Annotated in this window: 16 protein-coding genes; 8 read left to right on the forward strand and 8 right to left on the reverse strand. The window is 66.2% G+C overall.

Translation table 11 applies throughout. The annotated features are described in order from the left end of the window. From BG60_RS07895 to BG60_RS07925, 7 genes are all read left to right on the forward strand, one after another. Positions 1-2889 (forward strand): cellulose biosynthesis protein BcsC (locus BG60_RS07895; protein ID WP_034471072.1); only part of this gene is annotated, 2889 nt, incomplete at its 5' end. 13 nt (positions 2890-2902) lie between these two features. Continuing rightward, positions 2903-4759 (forward strand): cellulose biosynthesis protein BcsE, encoded by a 1857-nt coding sequence (bcsE, locus tag BG60_RS07900; protein ID WP_034471074.1) that lies wholly within the window; start codon positions 2903-2905, stop codon positions 4757-4759. A gap of 4 nt (positions 4760-4763) precedes the next feature. Further along, positions 4764-4976, forward strand: coding sequence for a hypothetical protein (locus BG60_RS07905; RefSeq protein ID WP_008345796.1), 213 nt, complete (start codon positions 4764-4766; stop codon positions 4974-4976). Further along, positions 4973-5740 carry a cellulose biosynthesis protein BcsQ gene (gene bcsQ / locus BG60_RS07910; RefSeq protein ID WP_008345794.1) on the forward strand — a complete coding sequence of 256 codons (768 nt, stop codon included), beginning with the start codon at positions 4973-4975 and terminating at the stop codon, positions 5738-5740. Before BG60_RS07905 ends, bcsQ begins: the two co-directional genes overlap by 4 nt. Then, entirely contained in the window at positions 5737-8268 is a 2532-nt protein-coding gene (gene bcsA, locus BG60_RS07915) for a UDP-forming cellulose synthase catalytic subunit (RefSeq protein ID WP_008345793.1), read from the forward strand. The genes bcsQ and bcsA overlap by 4 nt, the downstream gene beginning before the upstream one ends. A gap of 14 nt (positions 8269-8282) precedes the next feature. Beyond that, the gene (gene bcsG, locus BG60_RS07920; protein ID WP_008345791.1) at positions 8283-9839 is read left to right on the forward strand and encodes a cellulose biosynthesis protein BcsG; all 1557 of its coding nucleotides are present in this window, start codon (positions 8283-8285) and stop codon (positions 9837-9839) included. After that, the gene (locus BG60_RS07925; RefSeq protein WP_008345789.1) at positions 9836-10066 is read left to right on the forward strand and encodes a hypothetical protein; all 231 of its coding nucleotides are present in this window, start codon (positions 9836-9838) and stop codon (positions 10064-10066) included. Before bcsG ends, BG60_RS07925 begins: the two co-directional genes overlap by 4 nt. Here BG60_RS07925 and BG60_RS07930 read toward each other — a convergent pair. From BG60_RS07930 to BG60_RS07965, 8 genes are all read right to left on the reverse strand, one after another. Continuing rightward, complete coding sequence (locus BG60_RS07930) at positions 10055-10237, reverse strand: hypothetical protein (RefSeq protein ID WP_008345788.1); 183 nt, start codon at positions 10235-10237, stop codon at positions 10055-10057. The two genes, BG60_RS07925 and BG60_RS07930, sit on opposite strands and share 12 nt — an antisense overlap. A gap of 18 nt (positions 10238-10255) precedes the next feature. After that, complete coding sequence (locus BG60_RS07935) at positions 10256-11686, reverse strand: efflux transporter outer membrane subunit (RefSeq protein WP_008345786.1); 1431 nt, start codon at positions 11684-11686, stop codon at positions 10256-10258. Next, entirely contained in the window at positions 11679-14816 is a 3138-nt protein-coding gene (locus BG60_RS07940; RefSeq protein ID WP_008345784.1) for an efflux RND transporter permease subunit, read from the reverse strand. The genes BG60_RS07935 and BG60_RS07940 overlap by 8 nt, the downstream gene beginning before the upstream one ends. A 6-nt stretch (positions 14817-14822) precedes the next feature. Next, positions 14823-15959 (reverse strand): efflux RND transporter periplasmic adaptor subunit, encoded by a 1137-nt coding sequence (locus BG60_RS07945; RefSeq protein WP_008345783.1) that lies wholly within the window; start codon positions 15957-15959, stop codon positions 14823-14825. 383 nt (positions 15960-16342) lie between these two features. Continuing rightward, positions 16343-19084, reverse strand: coding sequence for an EAL domain-containing protein (locus BG60_RS07950; protein ID WP_008345781.1), 2742 nt, complete (start codon positions 19082-19084; stop codon positions 16343-16345). Between the two features lie 135 nt (positions 19085-19219). Beyond that, positions 19220-19684, reverse strand: a complete 465-nt coding sequence (locus tag BG60_RS07955; RefSeq protein ID WP_051996442.1) for a hypothetical protein — start codon at positions 19682-19684, stop codon at positions 19220-19222. After that, positions 19685-21649 carry an RICIN domain-containing protein gene (locus tag BG60_RS07960; protein ID WP_033535643.1) on the reverse strand — a complete coding sequence of 655 codons (1965 nt, stop codon included), beginning with the start codon at positions 21647-21649 and terminating at the stop codon, positions 19685-19687. Positions 21650-21674: 25 nt separating this feature from the next. Continuing rightward, complete coding sequence (locus BG60_RS07965; RefSeq protein WP_008345776.1) at positions 21675-22334, reverse strand: SCO family protein; 660 nt, start codon at positions 22332-22334, stop codon at positions 21675-21677. 605 nt (positions 22335-22939) lie between these two features. Between BG60_RS07965 and BG60_RS07970 the strand changes: the two genes are divergently transcribed. Beyond that, positions 22940-24604, forward strand: coding sequence for an outer membrane protein assembly factor BamB family protein (locus BG60_RS07970; protein ID WP_008345774.1), 1665 nt, complete (start codon positions 22940-22942; stop codon positions 24602-24604). Position 24605: the final 1 nt, after the last annotated feature.

Genomic DNA, 24605 nt, shown 5'->3' on the forward strand with positions numbered 1-24605 from the left:
CTGGGCCTCGCGCGCACGGCGCGCTTCTGGGGCACGCTCGCGCACGGCCGTGACGCCGCGAACGCAGGCAAGCCGAAGGACGCCGAACGCTACGCGCGCGAGGCGCTCGCCATCGAGCCGGATAGCGCCGATGCCAAGCTGCTTCTCGCCGATGCGCTGCTCGCACAAGGCGACTGGCGCGCCGCCGAACCGATGCTGCGCGCGCAGCTTGCGGGCCGCGAGCCGAGCCTGTCGGCGCTGAAGAGCACGCGTGCGCTGCTCGAGTCGACCGGACGCGCCGATGAAGTCGAGCCGCTCATCGCCGCGTTGCAAAGCCGTTTCACCGCCGCCGACGATCGCCAAAGCCTGATCGCGATGCGCGCCGATATGGTCGCGAACGAGGCGCAGCAACTCGCCGCGCGCGGCCAGAACGGGCCGGCGGCGCAGAAATACGAGGCGTCGTTGCGCATCGAGCCGGATCAGCCGTGGACGCGCTTCGCGCTTGCGCGGCTGTATCGGGATATCGGTTTGCCGCAGCTCGGCCGCGCCGTGATGGACGACGGCCTCGCGCGCTCGCCGAACGCCGCGCCGATGGCTTACGCCGCCGCGCTGTATCGCAATTCGATGGACGATCTGGCGGGCGCGCGCGCCGCGCTCGATGCCGTGCCGCAAGCCGATCGCACTGACGCCATGCGCGCGCTCGCCCGCAATCTCGACGCGCAACAGTCGCTCGCCGATGCCCGCGCCGCCTTCGCGCGCAACGACGCCGACGCCGCCGCCGCCGCGCTCGATCGCGCGCAAGCGCTGGCCGCGGACGATCCCAACCTGCTCGCGTCGATCGGTGCGCTGTATATCGATCGAGGCGACGCGGAGCGCGGCCTCGCGCTGCTGCGCGACTGGATGGCCACGCATCCCGAAGAAACCGATGCTGACGTGCGCCTGCGCTACGGCGATCTGCTCGGCGGCGCGCGTCGCGAAGATGCGCTGTCGCAGACGCTCGCGCAAGTGCGCGCGGAGCCGAAGCTCACGCCGCGTCAGCAAGAGCGTCTGGAGGATCAGGCGTTGCGCAGCGTGCTGCGTCAGACCGACGATGCCATCGACGCCGCCGATTACGCGCGTGCGCGCCGTCTGCTCGATACCGTGAGCGACGCAGGCAAGCGCGACAAGCGCTACGCGTTCGAGCTCGCCGATCTCGCGCGCGCGCAGGGCGATTACGACAGCGCACGCGCCGCGCTCGCGCCGATGCTCGCGGCATCGCCCGACGATCCCGAAACGCAGCTCATGCTCGCGCGCGTGCTCGACGACAGCGGCGGCATCGGCGCGCGCAAGGAAGCGCTCGCGATCGTCCGCCGCGTCGCGGATGCCGCGCCGCCCGACGACATCGACACGCGCCTCTCTGCCGCGCGCCGTTTCGCCGCGCTGCGCCGTCCGCTCGATGCGCAGGCGCTGACGCAGCCGCTACGCGTCGCCTATCCCGAACGCGCGGACGTCACCGTGCAGGCGGGACGCGTCGCGGAGGACCTCGGCGAGTACGAGCAGGCGGCGTCGCTGTATCGGCTGTCGATGGAGCAGGAACGCGCGTCGGGCATCGCGCCGGCGTTCAGCGTGCCGGCCGGCTCGGCACGCGCGACCCCCGCAACGTCCGCCACGCCCGCGCGATCCGCACTCGACGATCTCGATCAGCGCCGCAATCCCGAAGTCGAAACGGCGTGGATACCGGCGTACAAGTCCGGCGATGCGGGCGTGTCGCAGTATCACGCGCAGCAGGTGCCGCTCTACGTGCAGATTCCGTATCGCTACGACGGGCATTTCTTCGTGCACGCGGACGCCGTGCATCTCGACGCGGGCACGCTCGACGTGAGCGGACTCACCGATCAGGCCGGCGCTTCGGCGCCGAGCCTGCCGTACACCATTCAGACCTTCGGCACGAACGCGGGCTTCTACGACGGCACGGCGGCGTCGGCGAACGCGCTGCGCCAATATCTGACGAACTCGCCCGTCACGACCGGCGATCTGCATCAGCACGCGAACGGTCTCGGCGGCGGCTTCGGCTATCTGTCCGATGCGTGGCGCGTCGATCTCGGCTCGACGCCGATCGGCTTTCCGGTGCATTACCTCGTCGGCGGCGCGCGCTACAGGTTCGATGCCGGTCCGGCGAGCCTGTCGATAGCGGCGTCGCGGCGTGCGGTCACGAGCAGCGAGCTGTCCTACGCCGGTCTCACCGATCCGCTCACGCACGTCGTCTGGGGCGGCGTGCGGCGCGACGGCATCGACCTGCATGTGAGCGTCGATGTCGGCAGGACGAACGTATTCGCCGATATCGGCGTGGCCGAGCTGAGCGGGCGCAACGTCGCGAGCAATCAGGAATTCACGCTGCGCACGGGCTTCACCGTGCCGGTGTATCGGCGCGCGACGATGCGCGTGCAGACCGGCCTCGTCGGCAATGCCTGGCATTACACCGACAACCTGCGCTACTACACGTTCGGGCAGGGCGGCTATTACAGCCCGCAGCGCTATCTGTCGCTCGGCGTGCCGATCGAATGGATGGGCAAGCGTAACGGCTTCACCTGGGACATCGCGGCGACGGCGGGCGTCTCGAATTCGTACGAGAAGAACTCGCCGTATTTCCCGAACGGCCTGCCGGCGGTAGCGGGACTCTCGCCGGTCGATACGAGCAGCCTGATTTATCCCGGCGGCTCGACGCGTGGCGTGAGCTTTTCGTACGGACTCGGGGCGACGGTCGAATATCGGCTGAATCCGCAACTGGCGCTGGGCGCGCGCGTGTCCATCGACCATTCGCACGACTATGCGCCGAGCGCCGGGATGATCTACGCGCGCTTCGCGTTCTCGCCGCGCAAGGACGATTACCGCATCAGCCCGCAGCCGGTGCGGCTGTATTCGAGTTATTGAGGAACGGATTGCCGTGAACGACGAATCGAACCGATCCAGTGGCGCAACGAGCCTCATCGCCGCGTTTGCGCGCTTCGTGCGCGCGCGCGTCGCGGGCCGCGATGCCGCGCCGGGCCGCATCGGCGTCGATGCGCTTCCCGACGATCTCGCCGTGCTCGCGCCGGGCGCGCTCTACGCGGTGCACGTCGCGCCGCGTTCGCCCGAATGCGATGCGCTCATCTGGGCCACGGCGCGGGCCGCGAACACGCGCCATGTGAGCGTCGTGCTCGCGCGCGAGCGTGCGGAAGCGGCGGCGCGTGCGCGCGAACTGGGCTTTTCGGGCGCGGCGGCGCAAGGCTGGCCGCGCCGACTGAACGTGCTCGCGATGCCGAACGAAGCCGCATCCGCCGATGCCGATTCTGAACCGCCCGCTCTCGCGCTCGCGCGCCTTTACGGCGGCCTGCGCGCGCTCAAGCGCTTCGGCTTTCGCGCGAACGCGCTGTATATCGTCGAAGGCGCGGAGCGCTGGTTCTCGTGGCGCGATCCGGCGGCGCTCGCGCGCGAAGGACGGCTGTTGTCGAGCTGGTGCGAGACGCGCGGCATCACGATGATCCTGCTGCTCGGCGACGCCGCCAGCGATGACGATTTGGACATCGACGAAACTCAGGCTTCGGCAAGCCGCAGCGAACTGAACGGCGCGTGCGCGGGCGTTGCGCGCGTGCGGCGCTCGCACGGCGAACTGCTGTGGCAAGTCGATTTCTGGCGCGCGGGCCGCGCGCTCGCCACCGGCGACGTGCACGCGTTGCGCTTCAACGAAGCCGGCCGCCTGAGCATCGCCGCGCCCGAGCGCGCGGGCGATGCGCGCCGCGATGCGCGTCTCGCGCCGGACGAAGCGCGCGTCGTCGTGAGCCGCGCGGTCGTCGGCGACGAGGCTTGGGTGCCGCGCGACTGGGAAGTGCTCGCGGACCGCGATGCCGTCGTCGCCGCCTGCGATGGCGCGCGCGGCGCGACCGTCGTGCTCGCGCATCGCAACGGCGCGCAGTTCGAAGCGCTGTGCGCCGCCGTGCACACGCTGCGCCGCCGCTGCGGACGCGCGCTCAAAATCGCCGTGGTCGAACGCGGCGAAGTGCTGCGTCATCAATATGAATTGCTGATGCTGAGCCTCGGCGCGAATCTTGTCGTCGGGCGCGACGTGCCGTTCTCGCGGCTCGAATCGCTGTTGCAGTCGCTGCAAGGCCAGCTCTACACGCGTCCGCTTTTGTCGGATTACCGCACGGCGCTCGCCGCGTCGCTCGCCGATGCCGCGCTCGGCTATCAGAACGTGGCGGCGTTCTGCGCGCAGACGCAAGGCGCGCTCGCACGCGGCGCGGTGCTGCGTCTGCCGCATGTGCTCGTGAAGCTGACGCTGCCGCCTGCGCTCGCTCACGTCGATGCGCTCGCGTGGTGCCGTCCGCGCCGCGCGGGCGATGTCTTCACGGCGGACGCGTCGCATCTGTACGTGTTCCTGTTCGGCTGCCGTCTCGCCGATGCCGACGCCGCGCTCGCGCGCATCTTCACCGTGCCGGTGGAGCGCGTGGCGAAGGACGTCACGTATCTGTCGGACGACGGCATCGGCGCGCAATTGCAGGCGCTCGAAGCGGAGAACCGGCGCGCGCCGTCGGCGGATTACAGCGATCTGTTCGCCGCGACCGCGCCCGTCATCGCGATGGAAGACAAGGCGGATGCGGCTACGGAAAGCGAATCCGTGCGCCGCTCGCGCGCGGAACTCGACGCGCTCGACGCCGTGCTGAACCAAGAAGCGCGCAGGAACGCGACCGACGAAGGTCCGTTGCATCCGCCCGCGCGCCGCGCCGTGCGTGCGCATATGCCGCTCGCCGAACCGGGAAACTGAAACGATGGACACCTTGCTCATTTCGATGCTGATCGGCGTGCTGGCCGGCGTGCCCGCGTGGATCGTCTGGCAGCGCGCGGGCGCGCGGCGCGGTCTCGTAGCCGCGCGTGGTTACGATCCGCGCGACGCGGTGCCGTGCCGCATCGAGCCGGTCGTGCTCAACGCGCGTCTCGTCCCCGATGTCGATGCCGCGCCGAAGGACGCCTCCCGCCCATGAAAACCATCGCGCTCATTTCGACGGCGGGCGGCGCGGGCCGCACGACGCTCGCCGCATCGCTCGCGACGCTGCTCGCCCGGCGCGGCCGTGCCGTGGTCGCGCTCGACTTCGATCCGCAGAACATGCTCGGCGCGTATCTCGGGCTGGACGCGTTCGCGGCGGAAGGCATCGGCGGCGCGCTCGCCGATCCGTCGCGCAAGTGGCACGAATCGACCTGGCGCAACGAGGACGGCGTGCTGTTCGTGCCGCACGGCGGTCTCACGCCCGCGCGATCCGCCGCGTGCGAAGCGCGTCTTTGCGAGCATCCGCGATGGCTCGAACGCACGATCGGCGAGATCGGCTTGCCGGAGACCGGCGTCGTGCTGATCGATACGCCGCGCTATCCGTGCTCGCATGCGGATCACGCCGCGCGCGCCGCCGATCTCGTGCTCGCCGTGTGCCCGCCTGAGCCGGCTGCGTGCGCGACGCTCGTCGCGCGTTTGCCCGCGCTGCGGGAATCGTGCGCGGATGTGCGTCTCGTCGTGAATCGCCTGAATCCCGCCCGCGCGATGCAGCGCGACGCGCTCGCGATGCTGCGCGGCGCGACCGGGAACATGCCGCTCGCGCAACGCATTCATCTGGAAGCGTCGATGCCCGAGGCATTTTCGCGCGGCGCGTGGATTTTCGACGAAGCGCCGCATCTGCAGGCGTCGCACGATCTGCACGGTCTCGCGCAGCACGTCGATGCGTGGCTGCCCGCGCTCACCGCGAGCGAGACGGCATGAAGCGCGAACCAGGCTCCCGCTCGAACCGCGCGATCGGCTGGATCGCGCGCGGGCTCGGCGTGCCCGACACGCGCTCGGCGTTCGACTGGTGCGTGCGTCTCTTCTTCAAGCCGCCGCGCGCGGGCAAGCGCGACATCGCGCGGGACATGCTGCGCGCGTTCGTGCTCGCGTGGGCGCGCGAGTGGGGCGTCATCGACGTGCGCAATCCTTGGGCGTGGCTGCTGCGCGCGTTCGTGCGCCCGCCGCGCGAAAACGCGAAGCCGCTCGCCGCGTATGCGCGGGCCGCGCTCGGCCTGATCGAACGCGCGCTCACGCCGCTCGCTCTCGCGCTGATGTGGATGAAGCGCCGCATCGATGCCGCCATCGACGGACTGCCGTGGGCGCGCTTCGGCGCGCGGCTCGAGGGCGGCGCGAATGTCATCGGCAAGAAGCGCTGGATGCTGCCCGCGCTCGTCGTGATCGGCGGATTGCTGTGGGCGGTCGTCGGCACGTCGCCGCTCGCGTCGGGAAGCCAGTTCGTGTTCTTCGCCGTGCTGATGATCGCGGCGCTCGTCATCCGCCGCATTCCGGGGCGCATGCCGGTGCTGATTCTCGCGTCGCTCGCGCTGCTCGTCACCGCGCGCTACGTCTGGTGGCGCACGACCGAGACGCTCGACTTCCGCACGCCCGGCGAGGCGATCGTCGGCTACGCGCTCTTCGGCGCGGAAGCCTATACGTGGATGATCCTGCTGTTCGGCTTCGTGCAGACCGCGTGGCCGCTCGAACGCGCCGTGTCGAAGCTGCCCGACGATCCCGCCGACTGGCCGAGCGTCGATGTCTTCATTCCGACCTACAACGAGCCGCTGTCGGTCGTGAAGCCGACGCTTTTCGCCGCTCAAGGCATCGACTGGCCGCGCGACAAGCTCAATATCTGGCTGCTCGACGACGGCCATCGTCCGGAGTTCGAGGCGCTCGCGCGGGCGGCGGGCATCGGCTACATCACGCGCGACGACAATCAGCACGCGAAGGCGGGCAACATCAATCGCGCGCTCGCGAAGACGCACGGCGAATACATCGCCATTTTCGATTGCGATCACGTCCCCACGCGCTCCTTCCTGCAAGCGACGATGGGCACCTTCTTCGCCGATCCGAAATGCGCGCTCGTGCAGACGCCGCATCACTTCTTCTCGCCCGATCCGTTCGAGCGCAATCTCGACACGTTCCGCCGCGTGCCGAACGAAGGCAATCTGTTTTACGGGCTCGTGCAGGCGGGCAACGATCTCTGGAACGCGACGTTCTTCTGCGGCTCGTGCGCGGTCATCAAGCGCGCGCCGCTGGAAGAGGTCGGCGGCATCGCGGTCGAAACCGTGACCGAAGACGCGCACACGGCGCTCAAGCTGCATCGGCGCGGCTATACGACGGCGTATCTGCCGACGGTGCAGGCCGCCGGTCTCGCCACCGAAAGCCTCGCGAGCCACATCAAGCAGCGCACGCGCTGGGCGCGCGGCATGGCGCAGATTTTTCGCATCGACAATCCGTTTTTCGGGCGCGGGCTGAACTTCTTTCAGCGCCTGTGCTACGGCAACGCGATGCTGCACTTCTTCTACGGCATTCCGCGCCTCGTGTTCCTCACCATGCCGATGTGGTACCTCTTCTTCCAGATGTACTTCATCAACGCGGCGGCGACGACCATCGCGGGTTTCGTGCTGCCGTACATCGTCATCGCGAACATCGCGAACTCGCGGATGCAGGGCAAGTTCCGGCATTCGTTCTGGGCCGAAGTCTATGAGTCGGTGCTCGCGTGGTATATCGCGCTGCCGACGACCATCGCGTTCTTCAGCCCGAAGCATGGCAAGTTCAACGTGACGGACAAGGGCGGGCGCATCGACGAGACGTATATCGACTGGGCGATGAGCAAGCCGTATCTCGTGCTGCTCGGCCTGAACGCGTTCGCGATGTCCGTCGGCATCGTGAAGCTGATCGCCGGCGCGGGCGACGAAGACGCGACCATCCTGATGAACGTGTTCTGGACGCTCTACAACCTCGTGATGCTCGGCGCGGCGGTGAGCGTCGCGCGCGAGGCGAAGCAGGTGCGCGTCACGCATCGCATCGCGATGAACATGCCCGCGACGCTCGTGCTCAACGACGGCAGCAGCATCGCGTGCAGCACGAGCGATTACTCGACAGGCGGGCTCGGGCTCGTCGTCGGCGAAGGATTGCTCTCGCTCGAAACCGGCGACACGCTCGGCGTCGTCGTGAGCCGCGGCGAGCGGCAGTTTCACTTTCCGGTGCGCGTGACGCGCCTTTCCGGCACGCATCTGGGCGTGCGCTTCGATTCGCTCACGCTCGAAGACGAGCGCCGTCTCGTGCAATGCACGTTCGGCCGCGCGGATGCGTGGATCGAATGGGACGAGCGCACCGAAGACGACGCGCCGCTCAAGGGCCTGAAGGAAGTGCTGCTGATGGGCTTCGAAGGCTATGCGCGGCTGTTCGGCGGAGCGCGCCGCGCGCTGCTCGACAAGCTCGCGCTCGATGGCCGCCGCTACTGACAAGAAGAACGAAGATGACCTTCTGGAACCTGTATTTCATCATCAAGATCGCGCTCTTTTCGACGGGGCATCTGAAGCCGATATGGCTCGCGAACATCGCGTTCGCGGTGGCGCTCGCCGCGAGCTCGCCGCTGCGCTCGCGCATCTGGCGGGCGGTGCGGTTCGTCGCCGGGCTCGGCATCGGTTTGCCGCTGATGTATCGCGAGGCGAACGTGCCGCCGTTCGGCCGCATCGTCGAGGAATTCGGCAATCTCACGACCTTCAGCTTCGGCTACTGGCTCGAGTTGCTGCCGCGCTTTCTTCCGCCGATGCTGCTCGCCGTCGCGCTCGGTCTGCTCGTCGCGTATCTCGTCGTCAATCGCTGGCTGCGCGTCGCGACCTTCGTGATGATCGCGCTCGTCGCGCTGCCGGTGTGGCAGGGCGCGAATGCGGTGCTCGCGCGCATCGAGGCGAAGCCGCAGGGCAATGCCGTTGCCGCAACTAACCGTCAATCCGCGGACCCCCTGGATTACAACGCGACGCTCGCGGCATTCAGGGCGAAGGAGTCGCAGCGACAGGTGAGCTTCGGTCATCTGTCGAGCGATCCGAAAGAGCAGTTCGACGTGATCGTGCTGCACATCTGCTCGCTGTCGTGGGACGACCTCGATGTATCGAAGGAGCGCAATCATCCGTTCCTGTCGCACTTCGACTATCTGTTCACGAACTTCAGCACGGCGGCGAGCTACAGCGGCCCGGCGGCGATTCGCGTGCTGCGCGCGTCGTGCGGACAGGAAGCGCACGCCGATCTGTACAAGGATGCGCCCGCGCAGTGTCATCTGATGGCCGATCTTGCGCAGGCCGGCTACACGCCGCAGGTCACGTTCAATCACGACGGCCACTTCGACAACTTCACGCAGCTCGTGAAGGAGAACATCGGCGTGCCGAACGTGCCTTTCGTGCCGAACACGGCCGCGCCCGTCGCGATGCACGCGTTCGACGGCTCGCCGATCATGGACGATTACGGCACGCTCGCGAACTGGTACGCAGAGCGCGCGCGGGAGCCGGGACCGGTCGCGCTGTACTACAACACGATCAGCCTGCACGACGGCAACCGCCTGCCGAACAACAAGATGACGAGCCTCGAGTCGTATCCGCTGCGCGTGGCGAAGCTGATGAGCGATTTCGACAAGTTCGCCGATCTGATCCAGCAATCGGGGCGGCGCGCGGTGATCGTGTTCGTGCCCGAGCACGGCGCGGCGCTGCGCGGCGACGCCAATCAGGTCGCGGGCCTGCGCGAGATTCCGACGCCGAGCGTGATCCACGGGCCGGTGGGCGTGCGGCTCGTCGGCTTCACGGGCAATCACGGCGCGACGACCGTCATCGATCAGCCGACCGGGCATCTCGCCATCGCGCAATTGCTGTCGAACCTCGTGTCGAACAGTCCGTTCAAGGCGGGCGTCACGCTGTCGCAATACGCGGCCAATCTGCCGCAGACGCCGATGATCGGCGAGAACGAAGGCACCGTCACGATGAAGACCGCGACGGGCTATGTCGTGAAGACGCCGGACGGCGTATGGGTGGATCAGAAATGAACACGCTGAACAAGGAAGCGCGCGACCGGCATGATGTCGTCGCGCTTGCGGAGCGCGTCGCCGGTCTCGACGCCGCGCGCTATTTCGATGCCGAAGCCGACGAGGAATTGCGCGCGGCGGTGACGCGCTGGCCGGTGCTCGCGCGGCTGATGGCGCTCGCGCCCGTCAGCGCCGACGACGATCAGCGCGCGATGAGCGGTTGCGCGACGGCGCCGTCATCGGCGTGATCGCGCGGGCGTCGATGGGCCGGAATCGCTCGTGTCGTACAGACGTTCCGGAATGAACAACGTGCCGATGCCGCTCGGAATGAACACCGCGCCGACGAGCAGAAAGCTCACGCCGAACGAGAACTGCGTCGCGATATAGCCGAGCGCGACAGGCGACGGCCCTCGCAGCACGAATGAAGCGCGTTCTGACTATTTCGCCGCCGTCTCCTGCACTTGCGCATCCTTGCGCCAGCCGCCGCCCAGCGCCGTGTAGAGCGTCACCATGTTGGTCTGTTGCGCGGCGCGGTCGGTCACGAGCTGGGTCTGCGCGCTGAACAGCGTGCGCTGCGCCGTGAGCAAAGTGAGGAAGCTGTCCAGGCCGCCGCGATAGCGCGCATTGGCGATGTCGTAGTACTGCTGCGCGGCATCGACATACTGAAGGTCCGCGGCGGTCTGATCGACATACGTGGCGCGCGCCGCGAGCGCGTTCGACACCTCCTTGAAGGCGGTCTGGATCGTGCCTTCGTACGCCGCGACGTAGATGTTCTTCGAGATCGTCGCGGAGTCGAGCGAGGCGCGCAGACTGCCGAACTGGAAGATCGGCACGCTGATCGACGGCTCGAACGCCCACGCGCCCGAACCCGCCTTGAAGAGCGACGACAGCCCGTTGCTCGCGACGCCGCCCGTCGCGGTCAGCGAGACGGTCGGGAAGAACGCCGCGCGCGCCGCACCGATATACGCGTTCGCGGACTTCAGCGCATGTTCCGCCTCGATGATGTCGGGCCGCTCCGTCAAGAGCGTCGAAGGCAGGCCCTCGGGCACCGCGGCGAACAGCGGTTCGTCGGGCAAGGCGCGATCGTCGGGGAAGCCGTCGGGCAACGGGCAGCCGATCACCGCGATCAGGTTGTTGCGATCCTGCTCCACCGCGCGTCGATACGCGGCGAGATTCGCCATTGCGCTCGTCAGCGATGTGCGCGCGGACTGCACGTCTTCCATCGAGCCGCTGCCGAGATTGGCCGCGCGCAGCGTCGTCTCGTAGGTGTCGCGATACGAAGCCACCGTGCGTTCCGTCACGTCGAGCAGGGCGCGATCCGCGAGCCATGTCAGATAGTCGCCCGCCGTGGTCGAGATGAGGCTGATCTGCGTGCTGCGGCGCGCCGCGTCCGTCGACAGATACTGCTCCAGCGCCTGATCCTTCAGGCTGCGGATGCGGCCGAAGAAGTCGATTTCCCACGCGCTCGTGCCGAGTTCGAGGCTGGTGGATTTCGTCGTCACGCCCGACTGGTGCGACGCGCTATGCGTGCCCGTCGCCGTGATCGACGGCCCCAGTTCGGCGCGCACGATCCGATACTCCGCCTCGTATTGCGCGACCTTCAGCGCGGCTTGCCGCAAGTCGCGGTTGTTCGTCAGCGCAAGCTCGATCAACTGACGCAGATACGGATCCCGCACGAACGAGCGCCAGTCGGACAGCAGGTCGGCAGCCGATGCCTGTTGTTGCGCGCTCGTCGATTCGTACTGCGGATAGGACGCGGGCATCGGTGCGGCGGACCGCTCGTAGTGAGGCTCGAGCGTGCACGCGCCGAGCGCGAAAACCGTCAGCGTCGCCGCGACGATGCGGCAGACAGCGAAGCGCTTATTCATGAGCGGCTCCTTCCTTCTTCCTGTTTCCGAAGCCCCGAATCAGCACGAAAAATACTGGCACGAAGACGATGGCGAGCAGCGTCGCGGCAATCACGCCGCCAAGCACGCCGTTGCCGAGACTCTCGCGGCTCGATGCGCCCGCGCCGCTCGCGAACGCCATCGGCAGCACGCCGAAGCCGAAGGCGAGCGAGGTCATCACGATGGGCCGCAAGCGCAGATGCGCCGCTTCGATCGCCGCCTGACGCACGCTGTGACCGCGCTCGTGCAGGGACTTCGCGTACTCGACGATCAGGATCGCGTTCTTGGTCGCGAGTCCGATGGTCGTCAGCAAGCCGACCTTGAAATAGATGTCGTCGGTGAAGCCGCGCAGATGCGCCGCGACCAGTGCCCCGACGATGCCGAGCGGCACGACGAGGATCACCGAAAACGGCACGGACCAGCTTTCGTACAGACCCGCGAGACAGAGGAACACGACGATCAGCGAAAGCGCATAGAGATACGTCGCCTGCGAGCCCGCGAGCTTCTCCTGATACGACTGGCCGGTCCACTCCATCGCAATGCCTTGCGGCAACTGCGCGACGAGCGCTTCGATCGCGTTCATCGTGTCGCCGCTGCTGACGCCTTGCGGGCTTTGCGCGGTCATCTCCATCGAAAGGCTGCGGTTGTAGCGTTCGACTTGCGGAGAACCGGTCGTCCAGTGGCCCGAGGCGAACGACGAGAACGGCACCATCTTGCCGTCGTAGCTGGTCGTGCTCGTCGTCGTATTGCTCGATGTCACGAACCATTTGCCGATATCGGCGGGCATCATGCGGTATTGCGGCAGCGCCTGAACATAGACCTTCTGGATGCGCCCCGTGTCCACGTAATTGTTCACGTAGGTCGAGCCAAACGCGGTCTGCAGCGTGTCGTTGATATTGGATGCGCTGACGCCGAGCGCCGACGCCTTCAGGTAATCGATATCCACGGCGTACTGCGGCACGTCGGCCATGCCGGCGGGACGCATACCGGTGATCTTCGGATCCTTCGCGGCAAGAGCCAAGAGCTTGTTTCTCGCGGCGACAAGCTGATCGTGACCCAGACCGGCCATGTCCTTCAGTTCGAAATCGACACCGCTGTAACTGCCGAGACCTTGCACGGCGGGCGGATTCATCACGAAGACCTGTCCGGCGCGCAAGCTGCGAAAGTGCGCGTTCGCGGCGCCGACGATCTCCGCCGCGGACTGGCCTTTGCCCTTGCGATCCTTCCAGTCCTTGAGCTTGACCATGGCCATCGCCATGTTCTGTCCGCTGCCCGACACGCTGAAGCCATCGAGCATGACGACGTTCTCCACTTCGGGAAGCGCCGTGAAATACGACTCGACCTGCTTCTCCACGACGTTCGCCTGCACGCTCGAGCTGCCCGCGGGCAGATTGACGATGGTCATCAGCGTGCCCTGATCCTCATCCGGCAGGAACGACGATGGAAGCTGCCAGTACAGCAGCGCGGCCACGCCGCAGATCGCCGCATACGCGGCCATCCAGCGCAGCGGGCGCGCAACGAGGCGCGTCACTACACGCTCGTAACGGCGCGTGCCGCCTTCGAATGTGCGCTCGAACCACGCGAAGAAGCCGCGCCGCTGATGTTGCGGATCGACCGGGCGCAGCAGCGTCGCGCACAGCGCGGGCGTGAGCGTCAGCGCGAGCAGCACGGAGAGCACCATCGCCGACGTGATCGTGAGCGAGAACTGACGATAGATCTCGCCCGTCGAGCCCGACATGAACGCCATCGGAATGAACACGGCCGTCAGCACGGCGGTGACGCCGATCAATGCGCCGCCGATCTCGCCCATCGCCTTGATGGTCGCATCGAGCGGCGACAGGCCTTCGCTCAGCAACCGCTCGACGTTCTCGACCACGACGATCGCGTCATCGACCAGAAGACCGATGGCCAGCACCAGCGCGAACAGCGACAGCACGTTGATGGTGAAGCCGACCGCGGCGATCAGCGCGAACGTGCCGAGCAGCGCGACCGGCACGACGATGGTCGGAATGAGCGTCGCGCGCAGGTTGCCGAGGAACAGGTACATCACGAGGAACACGAGCACGACGGCTTCGAAGAGTGTCGTGATGACCTCGGAGATGGACGCGGATACGAAAGGCGTCGTGTCGTGCGGAACGCTCAGTTGCACGCCGCCCGGCATCTGCTTCTGCAACACCGCGAGTTGCGCGCGCACGGCCTTCGCGACCGACAGCGCGTTCGCGCCGCTTGCGAGCATGATGCCCATCGCGGCGGCGGGCTTGCCGTTCAGACGCGACGTCATGTCGTAGGAGTCGCCGCCGACTTCGACCGTGCCGACATCCTTCAGATACACGCGCGAGCCGTCCTGATTGACGCGCAGGAGAATGTTGGCGAACTCGTCCGAAGTCTTGAGAAAGCCGCGCGTCACGATGGTCGCGTTGATGGCTTGCGTCTTCGTCTGCGGTGCGCCGCCGATCTGCCCGACGGAAAGCTGCGCGTTCTGACTGTCGATGGCGGTCGTGACATCGCTCGGCATCAGGCCGACGCTGCGCAGCTTGACGGGATCGAGCCACACGCGCATCGAGTGCTGCGCGCTGAAGAGCGTCACTTGCCCGACGCCGCTGATCTGCGTGAGCGGATCCTGCACCCGCGTCGCGAGCAGATTGCCGAGATCGACGGTGTTCATGCGGCCGTCCGTGGACGTGACCGATACGACCATCAGGATGTTGCCCGCGGTCTTGCTGACCTGAATGCCCTGTTGCTGAACGGCGCTCGGCAGCGATGCGTTCGCTTCCTGCACCTTGTTCTGCACCTGCATCGCGGCGACGTCCGCGTTGGTGCCCGACTTGAACGTCAGCGTGATGGTCGCCGTGCCCGCCGAACTGCTCGTCGACGACATGTACATCAGATTGTCGATGCCCGTCATGTCCTGCTCGATCACCTGCGTGACCGTGGTGGCGAGCGTATCGGCGGATGCGCCCGGATAGGTCGCGGTGATGCGGATCGACGGCGGCGCGACGTTCGGATATTGCTCGACGGACAGCGTGCGGATCGAGAGCGCGCCGATCAGCATCACGACGATGGCGATGACCCATGCGAGCACGGGCCGGTGAATGAAGAAACGGGAGAGCATCGTGCGTCAGTCTCCCTTGGCGAGCTGCGCTTGCGCATCGCGTTCGACGGGCGAGACCTTCATGCCCGCGCTCACCACCTGCAGATTGTCGGTGGCGATGCGCTCGCCCGCGCGCAGGCCGCGCGTCACGATCCAGTCGTTGCCGTGCGCCGTATCGGCGGTGACGGTGCGGCTTTCGACGACGTTCTGCGCGTTCACGACGAGCACGGTCGAGGTGCCGCCCGCGCCGCGATTCACGAGCGTTTGCGGCACGAGAATCGCGTCCTGCTCGCCTTCGTCGAGTTGCGCCTGCACGAACATGCCCGGCAGAAGCTGATGCTCCGGGTTCGGAATCGATGCCCGCAGCGTGATCGAGCCGGTGGTCTGATCGACGGTGACATCGGAGAAGAGCAGCGTGCCGGTATGCGCGTAGGTCGCGCCGTCTTCGGTCTGCACCGTGACCTTGCTCGTGCCGGGCTTCAGCGCGCCGGACGCGATGGCCTTCGAGAGCCGCAGCGCTTCGGTGCTGGAACGCGTGACGTCGAGGTAGAGCGTGTCCATCGACTGGATGGTCGTGAGCGCCGTCGATTGTCCCGACGTGACGAGCGCGCCGACCGTCACCGCCGACTTGCCGATCTTGCCGCTGATCGGCGCGACGATGCGCGTGCGCGCCAGATTCACGCGCGCGGTTTCGAGCGAGCCGCGATCCGTGACGATATCGGCGCGTGCCTCGTCGGCGGCGGCGGCGTAGTTCTCCACGTCCTGCGCGCTCACGCTCTTGATCTTGAAGAGTTCCTGATAGCGCTTCGCCGTGACGTCGGCGGCCTTCGACGTGGCGATCGCCTTTTGCAGCGTGCCGAGCGCGGTGTCGTACGCGGCCTGGTAGCTCGCGGCATCGAGTTGATAAAGCGGCTGGCCGGCCTTGACCGTCGAGCCTTCGACGAAAAGCCGCTTGGTCACGATGCCATCGACTTGCGGGCGCACGTCGGCGACTTCGACCGACGAGAGGCGTCCGGACAGATCGTCCACGATGTCGATGCGCTGCGCCTTCAGCGTCATCACGCTGACTTCGGGCGCATTCGCCGCGGGTGGCGCGCCGGCGGCGGCGGATTTCTCGCCGCACGCGGACAGCGCGAAGGCGGCGGCCGCGACGAGCGCGAGCATTCGCGCGAGCGGGGCATGGGCAAACGGCGGGGCAAAAGCGTATTCGTTGTCTGGCATGTCGGAAGTGGAAGGGCTGGCGTCGCGCGGGAGTTCATCGCTTGATCGGGGAATGCGGTTCCCGCCGCCGTGCATCGGACGAGCCGAAGGGCGGTTCACAACGTGACGAGAGGATGTCGCGACGCGGATTGCAGGCGTCGATCAGGAGAGACAGCGCGAAGTATTGCCGAGGGCCCAACGATAATCGCAGCGCGCGCCGAAATCAACTAAGTCTTTGATTCATATCGACATTCACATAATGTGTCTGAATTGACACGATTCGGCGAAGCGCTCGCGACGGAGAATCTAGCGCATTCGCGTGGCATTGGGAATCGGCGCAAACGCCGTCAGGCGACGCTCGGCGCGAGCGCCGATTGCATCAGCGATATTTCGGCCAGTTCCGGTCGCATCGGGCATCCCAGCCAGAAGCCCTGTACTTCGTCGCAGCCGTTGTCGATCAGATAATCGAGCTGATCCGCCGTTTCCACGCCTTCCGCGACGACGCGTATGTCCAGCGCCTGGCCCATGGCGATGACCGCCTTCACGATGACTTCGTCGGCGCGCGAGCAACCGATGCCGCGCACGAACGACATATCGAGCTTGACCCGATCGACCATGAAGCTGCGCACGTAGCCCAGGCTCGAAAAGCCCGTGCCGAAATCGTCGATGGCGATCGACACGTCGAGCCTGCGCAGCGCTTGCAGCGAAGGCAGCGCGCCGGGCGCCATGAGCGTGCTTTCGGTGATCTCCAGTTCGATATTGCGCGGATCGACACGCGAGCGTTCGAGCACGCGCGCGACCATCGCCGGGACGTCGCTGCGTTCGAACTGCACGGGCGAGACATTCACCGCCACCACGACGAACGGCGACAGCCTCGCCCATTCGCCGGCCTGCCGGCACGCCTGCTCCAGCACCCATTCGCCGATCTGCACGATGAGCCCCGTGCTCTCCGCGAGCGGGATGAACTGCGCGGGATTCACGAGGCCGAACTCCTTGCTCTGCCATCGGAGCAGCGCTTCGAAGCCTTCGACCCGCCGCGTGCGCAGGCAGATCTTCGGCTGATACAGCACGAACAGTTCGTTCTTCGCGATGGCGAGTCCCAGCGCCTTGACCATGGCGCTGCGCGCCGTCTCCGCCGCCGCGATCTCCGGATCGAAAACCTGTATCGAACCGGCGTGAAGCGACTTCGAGCGATACATCGCCGCATCGGCGGCGCGCAGCAGCGTCTCGGCGTCGCTGCCGTGATCGGGAAAGAACGCGACGCCCATGCTCGCGACGGAGACGACGGTGGCATCGGCGGCTTTCATCGGCTGCGCGAGAAGCGTCGCGATCTGCCGGGCATGGGCGAGGCATTCGTCCTGGCTCCGGCCCGGCAGCAGCACGACGAACTCGTCGCCTGCGTAACGCGCGACGAAACCGGGCGGCGTGACGCTCGATTCGAGCCGTCGCGAGACTTCGCGAAGCACATCGTCGCCGGCCGCATGACCGAGGCTGTCGTTGACGTCCTTGAAGTTGTCCAGATCGAGGAAGATGAATCCGAGCCGGTCGCCGTTGCGCCGCGCGATCCGCACGGCGTGGTCGAACAGTTCGCCGAGCGCGAGCCGGTTCGGCAGACCGGTCAGCGGATCTTCGAGCGCCTGGCGCTTCAACTGCTCCTGATGGCGCACGCGCTCCGTCACGTCGCTCAACACCGTGATGCTGTGCGTGACGCGTCCGTGGTCGTCGAGAATCGGACCGACGTAGGTATCGCTCCAGAACGTCGAGCCGTTGCTGCGCGACATCTTCAGCAGTCGCGATGCTTCGACATTGCCGCGCATCGCGTGCGTCAGCGATCCGGTCTCGGGCATCGCGCGATCCCAGCCGAGCGCCGCCTGCGTTTGTGCGCCGAGCACATCCGCCACGCGGCGGCCCGTCAGGCGCTCGAACGCGGTGTTCGCATACGTGATGCGGTGCGAGCCGCAAGAGAGATGCGAAATGACGATGGCGTCGCGCGTCGCTTCGAGCGCGCGGCTGCGAAGGTGCAGTTGTTCCTTCGCGTTCTCGTGCGCGGTGACGTCGTGAGCGGTGATGAAACACGCCTCGTGACCGCCGAACGAAAGCAGATGAAACGACACGTCCACGAAGATGACATCGCCATCGAGCCTGCGATGACGTCGGATGCCGCCCGCGCCCGAACCGGCTCCCGACTGCACGTAGCCCGCGAGATCGAGCCGGAAGTTCGCGACTTCTTCGGCGGGGCGCAGATCGAAGATCGTCAGCGCGTTGAGCTGTTCCAGCGTCGCCCGGTACTGACGTTGCGCTGCCGCGTTCGCGGTGAGAATCGCGCCGTTCCCGACATCGAAGATCAGCATCGCGACCGGATGCTGGTCGAAGTACTGGCTGAAGCGTTTCTGTGCTTCATCGGCGACGATGCGCGCCGCGTTCTTCGCGAGCGCCGAGCGATGCCGGCTCGACGCCGCGAACGCGAGCAGCAGCATGCCGGCGGCGAGACCCACGATGAGCGCGATGCGCTGCTTCAGAATCTGCGATTGCGCTTTCTCCTGCATGCTGGCGATCAGCTCCCGCTCGTCGCTGCGCAGCAGGGCGAGAATGTCCATGATCGATTTCAGCGACGCGTTGGCGAGGAGCAACCGTCCGGAGTCGACTGCGGTGCCATGCGACGCAAGCGCGACGTTCGCCGCGGCATCCTGCAGCGCTTTGGGCCATTCGCCGCTCAGGCGTCTGAGTTCCGCGAGCTTTTCGGCGGCTGCGGGCGAATCGGCGAGCAGCGCATCGAGATGGTTATAGGCGCGCGCCACCATCACCGCGCGGGCGATGGGCCACGCGCGCGATTCGAACGTGGCCGAGCCGACGCCCTTGAGGAAGTCGGTGTTGGCGGCGAGATGCAGATCGACGAGCAGTTCGAGCTCCGAGCCGACGTCGAGCGCCCGGCGCAATTCCCGCTCGCCGATGTCGCGATCGACGGTGATGGAAACGGCGGCGAGTGCGGCGAGGCACAGCCCGGACGCCGACAGCGTCGCCAGAACCAGCGTGGTCGCGAAACGCCGGCGAGACCACGAGATCAAGGTTCTGAGGCGAAGGTGAAACATGATCAATCCTGTACACGGTTTGCATGTTTTACGACCTTCGTCGAAAGCTCATTAGCGGGTTAAGCCCTTATTGGAATGATTCTTCTGACGGTTGAGGCAATAAATACCTCTCGCCGGAACGCGTAGCGCCCGCGCTCATCGATGCATGACGTATTGCCAAAGCGCCTGGCATTCGGTATCGGCGATGCGGTAGTGGGGCATCGACTTGCGCAGCAGCACGCCCGCCGGATCGATGCCGTCCTTCACGGCGCGGCAGAAGGACGTCGCGTCATAGTGACTGAGCGGCCCGCCACGGCGGCTTGCGACGCCGAGCAGGGCGTCGTGCGTCAGCGGCGGCGCGAACGCGGGTTTCGTCGATGTGCCGACGTGGCAATTGACGCATCGCGTCGCAAAGGAAGGCAACGGGCGCTCGTCGTCGCGCAGATGCGCGGTCATCGGATGTTGTCCGTTGAAGATCGCGCAGCCCATGTCGGCGGGGTCGCATGCGGTCTGCGCGCGCGCAAGCGGCGCAATTGCCACGACCGCGACGAATGCGACGACCGCGACGAATGCGACGCGCATCGCCGCGGCCCGCGCCTCGAGGAAGCGGCGTCGGGCCATTCAACGCACGCGCAGCACGCGCGAAACGCTCGGCACGCCGTTGGCGTTCAGCGCGAACAGCATGTAATAGCCGGGGACGACGACGCCCGGATCGGACGGAATGTTCAACTGGAATTCGCCCGCCGTACCGACGCTGAACGTGAGCGGCACGCGTCGTTGCTCGTTGTTCAGCGAATGCGTAACCGAAGACGAGCGCATCAGCACGAATGCGCGCGTGCTCCGGCTGGCCGTCACCACGATCGTCGTGCCGAGCTGCGCATCGCTCGGAACGGAGCTGAGAGTCGGACGCGACGCGGCGGAACCGTCCGAGTTGAGCAGGTACGGCGGCGTCAGGATCTCGATGTCGGTGTGATTGGTCGAGCATGATCCGCACAGACCCCCGCCGCCGCTCAGCACGCGTCCGTCGTTCAGCAGCAGCGCGACGCTGTGATAGGTGCGCGGCACGGCCTGCTGCGCGAGCGGGGAAAACGTGTTGGTCGCGGGGTCCCAGAGTTCCGGGGTGAGGACCGCGTTGTTGTCCGAGAAAGGCTCGGCGAAGGTCTGTCCGCCGATCACGACGACCTGTCCGTTCGGCAGCACGACGCTGTTGTTGAACGCGCGCCGGTAGCTCATCGGCGGGATGGTCCGCGTCGTCGCGTTGCCGCTGCTGATGTCGATGAGCGTCGCGTTGGCCGTGGCCGGCGACTGATCGTAGCTCGGCGCGCCACCGACCGCGAGAATCTTGCCGACGTCGTACATGACCGCGTTGCCGTTCATCGCGTCGCCGTCGCTGCCACGGTTGCCGGCCGGGCTCACGTTGCCGTTGCCCGCCGTATCGAACCAGTGCATCGCCTTGCTCGGTCCCGCATGGAACACGCGTCCGTTGCCGACCGCGAACATCCACGCGTGATTGTCGGAGCGGAACACGCCTCTCGCGTCGTTCGTGACGATGTAATCGTCGAGAATCGCGCTATTGATCCGCCAGCCCGAACCCGAGGTCCACGTTTCGCCGGACTTTCCTCCGAGCCCTCCGCTCCACGATCCGCCCATGACGAACACGTTGCCGTTGCTCAGCGTCACGCTGCCCTGATAGCCGCGCGGGATGTTCATCTGATTGCCCGCGGTCCATGTGTTGGTCGTCGGCGAATAGATGCTGGTCTGCCGCACGCTCAATCCGCCGGTCACGAAGATGCGGCCATCGGGGAGATTGGAAATGCCGGGGCAGAACATGTCGTGCGCGGTATTGGTCACGATCACTTGCGAACTCGTGCCGTTCGATGGATTGAAGATCGCCGTGTAGGTTCTCGCCGGCGGATTCGCGCTGTCGGTGAAGTCGAGCGGCGCGTCGGCCGACCAGACGAGCACGTTTCCATTGGGCAGATTGGCGGCTTGCAGCGGGACGAGCGGCAACTGATACGGCGTCGTCCACTTCGACGGCAATGCGGCTTGCTGTACCGGCAGGCCGGCCACTTGCCACGTTTGCGTCGCGCTTCCGTTGCACACTTGCTGCGATAGTTGATTGCCTTGCGACGTCGTGCTCGATGCGGTCACGCACAAGCCGCTATGTCCCGCGACGATCGCGTAGCCCGCGCCTTGCGGCGTCAACGAGAACGCCTGATTCGCGCCGCCATTGCAGGTCCACTGGATGACGGGGCCGCCCGGACTCTGGCTTTGGCCCGAGACGTCCATGCACAGGCCGCTGTTCTGATTGATGAGGTTGTAGCGCGTGCCGGTCGCTGACGGAAACCACTGCTGATTCGCGCCGCCCCAGCAGGACCACGTAATCACGGGCGCGCCCGGCGCCCTCGATTCGCCGCTCACGTCGGCGCACAGGCTGGTGCCGCTCAGCGTGATGGGCGCCGAGCTTTGCGCGCGCGCGGCGTGCGGCATGCCCGCCAATGCCAGCGGCAACGCGACGAGCAGCAAGAAGCGCATGCATCGGACGAACAGGCTTGACGCGTGGCTCGTCGAACGGATTCCAGGCATGGTTGCACCCCGTACATGAAGCGGGTTACGTACGTGCGAGCGCGCCGAGCACATCGCAGATGTCTTCGACGCGAGGAAGATCGGCGCTTCGCCAGCGCAACATCGCGTTGGCATCGAAGCAATAGACCTGGGTGGAATGGTCAGCGATGTCGCCGAGAGGCGCGTTGCTGCCCGAGAGCGCCACGCGCATCCGGTCGACATCGGCGAGTGCCGGCGTCGCTGCATTCCAGGCGGAACCCGCCTGAAAGCGCGCGAGCCACGCGCGCAATGCCGACGGCGAATCCGAAAGCGGATCGATCCCGACCGACAGCAATTGCACCGGACGACGCGCGCGGATTTGCGGTATCCGTTCCTGAACCGCGTTGAACAACGCGCCTTGCAAGGGACATATCGTGCCGCAGCCGGTATAGACGGTTTGCACTGCAGTCACGCGCTGATGCAGCAAGTCGCTGAGCAGACGCTTCTTGCCGGTCTGATCGACGAGCCATGTATCGTCGAGACGGACTGGCGGCGTGACGAGTCCGAGATCGCCATGCTGCGCGAAGGAGGGCGACGACACTGCACCCAGAGCGAGCGCGGCCATGTGGCGAAGCAGCGAGCGGCGAGCCGATGAGCGCGGGGGCGCCTGCATGCCGGATGTCATTCGGTCGGGCATCGTTTCGCGGATTTCCGAAATCGTCGTCATCGGCACGTTCCTGGTCCCGGCGAGGGCTCTCAAGGTGAGACTTGCATGTCGGACATCCGGACAGACGGCCTTGCGATTTGCATGACCATTGGCCCAAAGATTAGCAGCCCAAATCGGCAAAAAAAGTTCGAGACGCGAAATAAGTAGGTAGATATGTGCACTCCCCCACATTCGTTTTTACAGCCCCGGCAACATGTCATCAACGACGCGCACGATTTCGAAAAGTGCAATGTAAAGCCTGCGCGATTGATTCACTCCGCGATTTGCGATAGCTTTCAGTCGGTAAAGAGCCTTCCCCGTTACGCCCGAACGTTCGGTGACAAGACTGCTCTGGTTCTCCGTCACCATTCCGCGAAGGCGCGCGAGTCGCGAGCAAAGCTGACGCGCTCTTTTGTAAGCCAGGTTCGTCGCTCGCCCTCCGTTTCCCGATGTTCAATAGCGGCCGAATTGCGTCCCTCGGGGCGCTCGACGGCTTCCTCGCTTCGCTGATGCGCTGGTTTGCGGGTACACGCTGCTATGGGGCATCACGATTGCTCTGTTGCAGCACCGATGTCGCCCGACACCGCGTTGTCCGTTCCGGCCCCTTCCGGAGAAGGAGAATGCAAATGAATGCGCGTTTTTCCGCTTATGCCGCCGCACTCGGCGCCGTGCTGATCGCGGCAATCATCGCCGCGTGCAGTGGCGGCGACTCCGGCGGCGATGCGACATCGGCCGCGGCGAGCCGGGCCGCGTCGAGCGTGGCGAAGGCAACGTCGCCCAGCAACGCGATGGACGTCGTCACCTGGCACAACGACATCGCCCGCACCGGACAGCAACTCGCCGAAACGACCCTCACGCTCGCGAACGTCAACCAGAACACGTTCGGCAAGGTGGCTTTCTATTCCGTCGATGGCGCCGTCGACGCGCAGCCGCTCTTTCTCGCGAACGTTCCGATCGGGGGCGCCACGCACAACGTCGTGTACGTCGCGACCGAGAACGGAAGCGTCTACGCGTTCGATGCCGACAGCGGCGCGACGCTTTGGAGAGTCTCGACGCTCGGCAGCGGCGAGAATCCGAGCGACGATCACAAGTGCCACCAGATCACGCCGACGATCGGTGTGACGGCGACGCCCGTCATCGATCGCGGGCGCGGACCGAACGGCGCGATGTATGTCGTCGGCATGTCGAAGGACGCGTCGGGCGGCTATCACCAGCGCATCCACGCGCTCGATATCACGACGGGCGCCGAGCTCTTCAACGGTCCGACCGAAATCCGCGCGACCTATCCGGGCAACGGCGCGGGCAGCCAGAACGGCACGCTGACGTTCGATCCGGGTCAGTACGCCGAGCGCGCGGCGTTGCTGCAGTTGAACGGCGTCATCTATACCGCGTGGACATCGCATTGCGATTTCATGCCGTACACCGGCTGGGTGATCGGCTACGACGCCAACACGCTGCAGCAGGCGAGCGTGCTGAACGTCACGCCGAACGGCCAGATGGGCTCGATCTGGATGAGCGGCGCGGGCCCTGCGTCGGACGGCGAATCGATCTATTTCCTCGATGCCAACGGCACCTTCGATCCGACGCAGAACGAGCACGAGATGCCGATCAACGGCAACTTCGGCAACGGCTTCCTGCGGCTGAACCTCGGGCCGTTGAGAGTGCAGGACTACTTCCAGCCGTCGAACACGGTGCAGCAATCGAACGAGGACGAAGACCTCGGTTCCGGCGGCGCGATGGTCTTGCCCGATTTCACCGATGCGAACGGCAAGGTCTGGCGTCTCGCGGTCGGCGCGGGCAAGAACTCGACGATCTATGTCGTCAACCGCTGGTCGATGGGCAAGTTCGATTCGAACGCGGATCACATCTATCAGGAGCTCGTCGGCCAGATACGCGGACCGATGTTCGGCGCGCCCGCGTACTTCAACGGCAGGGTCTATTTCGGCTCGGTCGGCGACAACATCAAGGCGTTCACGGTAACGAACGCCGCGCTGTCGCGCACGCCGTCGAGTCAGACGCTGAACTCGTTCGGCTTCCCGGGCGCGACGCCGAGCATTTCGGCGAACGGCACGTCGAACGCGATTCTGTGGGCGGCGGAGAACGGGTCGATCGGCGTGCTGCGCGCCTACGACGCGACCAATCTCAATCATCAGCTCTACAGCAGCGTCGATGCGGGCGCGCGCGACCAGTTCGGTGCGGGCAACAAGTTCATCACGCCGATGATCGCGAACGGCAAGGTGTATGTGGGCGCGAAGAATGGCGTCGCCGTGTTCGGATTGCGGTCGCAATAGC

It is taken from the genome of Caballeronia zhejiangensis, from assembly GCF_000698575.1.
Classification (GTDB): Bacteria; Pseudomonadota; Gammaproteobacteria; order Burkholderiales; family Burkholderiaceae; genus Caballeronia; species Caballeronia zhejiangensis.